At 40.6% G+C, this 3,390-nt stretch carries 1 protein-coding gene; it reads right to left on the bottom strand.

All coding sequences use genetic code 11. The features are described from left to right. Positions 1-170 precede the first annotated feature (170 nt). Entirely contained in the window at positions 171-2,849 is a 2,679-nt protein-coding gene (locus tag IRQ95_RS21820) for a hypothetical protein (protein ID WP_194439890.1), read from the bottom strand. Between the last annotated feature and the right edge of the window lie 541 nt (positions 2,850-3,390).

Below are 3,390 nucleotides of genomic sequence, written 5' to 3'. Positions count from 1 at the left end.
GAAAGATACCAAGCGGACAGGTCGTGCTTCTATAAAAACCTTATGGCAAGGATGGTTTAGGTTACAAACCATCCTTGAAGGGTATGAACTCGCTAAGTCTCTTGAGCAACAAGACTTGTGATCAAGAGACAGGACCAGAGGCCATCCTTTCTCGACCGAAAACTTAAGATTTATTCGTTGTCAGTTTTACCTGTCCATTCGATATTAAATCTTACGTTCTCTGCGGGCTCTAATGCAGATGAATTAGCATTGACAATCGCACTAAATACATCACCTTCGTGAACACTTTCTAATGTCTTATTTAAATTGAAGAACACACTCGCATATTGATATGTGACCTCTCCATTTTCTGGAGTATCTTGCTCATTGTTACAAGAACCATTACCTAGACTCCCTTCTCCATCCGTAAAATCAGAGAAACTATATAATGCATTAAAATCATCACATGTAAAATCTTTGCCATCAGCATCAAAATTGATATAAGCCTTGGCACTTTCAAGTGTAATGCTCACTGTTAATGGTGTTACATCTCCAGGAATATACATCGGCACTTCACGTTGATGCCATGGATTATCCGACTTAATATTGATGCGCTTTTGAGCATCCGTGGCATCACTAAAGTAAGTGTAACGAGACTTAACTTCATGACCTTGACTATTAAGCTCGGTCATTACTACCGTTTGCGCATTTGCGAAATTGTTACCCTCAACTGCTTGATAAACAATTTCCTCAACATCGCCACCTACATCTTCTGCTGGGTAATATACGATCAACTCATCGTCATAGACTTCATAAGTTGCGCCAGTAAACTCTTCAACACCTGGAGTACATGAGGTCAAGTTAGCTTCTGTACGATTACTACCGTATACTTTGCCATCCTTAAACTCGTATGTTTCACACCAAACGCGCTCTTCTGTAAACTCCTGTTCAACGCCATTCTCATCAACGTAGCTTCTTCCGTTCTCAAGCAGATACCACTTCTTACCAACTAACGGGTGACCTTCTGTTCCTTCATCTGCTGGCTGAACATTTGGCAATCTAATGGTTACAGGCTCTGACTTCACGCCGCCTTCTTCATCAGGATTAACGCCAGCCTGAATAACAAATGAGCCACCTTTTACTGCTACATCAGGTTTTCCTGAAACTGTAAGTGTACCGTTCGTATCTACATTAACTGTTAAACCAGGAACTGTTGTTGCAAATTCTTTATCGCTAGTGCCTGCGTAGTATTCAACAGCGCCGTTGGTATGTTCCGGTTCAAATACACTTGCAATACTAAAGCTGTTACTCACAACCGCGTCACCAACTTTGAGATCCGCTAGCTGTAAGTTGATCTCTTCCTGTAAGTCAATCACGGCGTCTTTGTCAATTTCAATTGCTGCAATTGGCTTTTCAATTTTACCTAAATTGAATTTCTGGTATTCGGTATTAACACCATCAGTAACTTCAACGGTCAATGTTTGATCAACTGTGTAAACAACATCAGGTGTACCTGATAGCGTAAGATTAATCTCACCAGTATCCGCAATAGGAGTAACAGTTGCAGCTAAATCTTCTACCGAAGTGTACGCCTTGTATGTTAAAGCTTCGTTATCTGTAAACAAACCATCAAGGCGAATTGGCTCAGCGTTCACCGCTACACCTTGATAGATCTCAATGCCATTAAGCAATGATTGGATCTCTTGTGCTACGCTTTGATCAAGAGCTGGCGCAGGATTATCAATAAGCACCTGCAAATCAAATGCTACAGTTACATTACCGAACGCTTTGCCCGTTGCGTTTACGTCCGTCGCTGTCAGTTTAATCTGATATTCTGGACGAACTAAATTAGGAGTACCTGTAATGACTAACTCGCTGCCTGACGCATTGTTAAATTTCAAGCCAGTTACCGTTTGTCCTTCAAGAGTAACAACTTGAGAAGTAATCTCAATTGATTGACCATCTTTATCTGCATCTTCAAATAAAGCAACCTCATTCACCAACAGTGGTAGCGTCAGCGAAAAAACATGATCATCAAGCGGTACAAGTTTTGATTTAATTGCATCCACAACTGCTGCGTTAGCAATCAATTTATTGTTGATTACAGGTTCATCAGCAACCGTTTCTCCGCTTACCTCAAATACTGGTTTGTAATTTTCATCTTGTAGCTGTTCAGGAGTTGCGTTTGTTACTAGATCTGTCGCTTTTTCTGCAATAACAAGAGCAACTTCAGGAGTGTATTTACCCTGTGCTTTTACTTTGGACTCAGTCAGGATTTGTGCAGTTTTATGTAAGCTATGGTTACCTGCTGCAATCACATCGGTAAATACCGCGCCATTATTCAAGCCTAGCGTTTCATTAACCGTTGTTTTAGCAACATGGATTGCGTTATCGGAGAGATCTCCATTAGCCTGAACAACAACCAAATCTGTTAGTGGAGAAATAACTTTTTCGCCTGGCAATGTACGGAATACTACTTCATTAGCCATAGCCTGAGTTGGGTTGTCCATATCAACAGTATATTTACCTGCAAACACTTGAGGGTCTTTAGCTATTAAACTGCGCTGTACATCGCCACCAGGAACTAACGTTTGCAATGCTAAAGGTGCTTCATATGCCAAGCTTGCTGCCGTGATTTCCAGCTTACCGCTATCATTGGTAAAACCTAAAATCGGGTCATTAGCATCCAAAACGCCATTGTTCAAACGGTCGACAAACACTACTGCATTTTTAAAATAGCCATCAAAGCCAGTAATGACGATGCCTTTACCCTCTGGTTTAGAACCATCATTGTCACTGCTACTGCCGCCGCCACAGCCCGCTAGCGCGATCGCCATCGAAGCTGCTAAAAAAGATAACTTTTTGTTCATTGTTACTTCTCTAATTTGTTGTTAAATTTTTGTTTTATAATAATTTTTAGCGCGGCATTATCATTTAACGAAGGCTCTGATGTACATCTAAAGCATTATTCTGCGTGACGCCGATCACATTAAGATTGGCTTTTATTGCCATTTCAATCAATAATTGTAGGAAATAGCGGACAAAAGACACCTTAGGCATCAAGTCATTGATAATACGCACTTTCTAATGGGCAAAATAAAAACTGCCATAGTAAAAAAGTCTTAAGCCACTGACGTTGTTCTATAAACGTGTCAGATCACACCGCTGCGAAATTAGCCGTGCAATTTTGAGGCTCTTTTTACGGGATTGGCGAGAGTGCTTCAAGGAACGAAAAACGAAAAAAAAGCCGTAAAAAATATCACGACTTTTTCTGAAAATTTGACCCGTCCTAAATAAGGTTGACACAACCCAATCAGAAAATTGGAGAGTGTTATGAAATCAACAGCTAGACGAACCCAACGTGACTATTCATTCGCTTTTAAATTGGATGTTGTTGACCAAGTTGAAAGA

The organism is Vibrio fluminensis, from assembly GCF_015278125.1.
Lineage (GTDB): Bacteria > Pseudomonadota > Gammaproteobacteria > Enterobacterales > Vibrionaceae > Vibrio > Vibrio fluminensis.
This window is presented reverse-complemented; position numbering and strand designations above follow the sequence as displayed.

Coding starts and splice junctions, on each gene's coding strand:
- IRQ95_RS21820 (WP_194439890.1), bottom strand. CDS start 2,849: ATGAACAAAAAGTTATCTTTTTTAGCAGCTTCGATGGCGATCGCGCTA.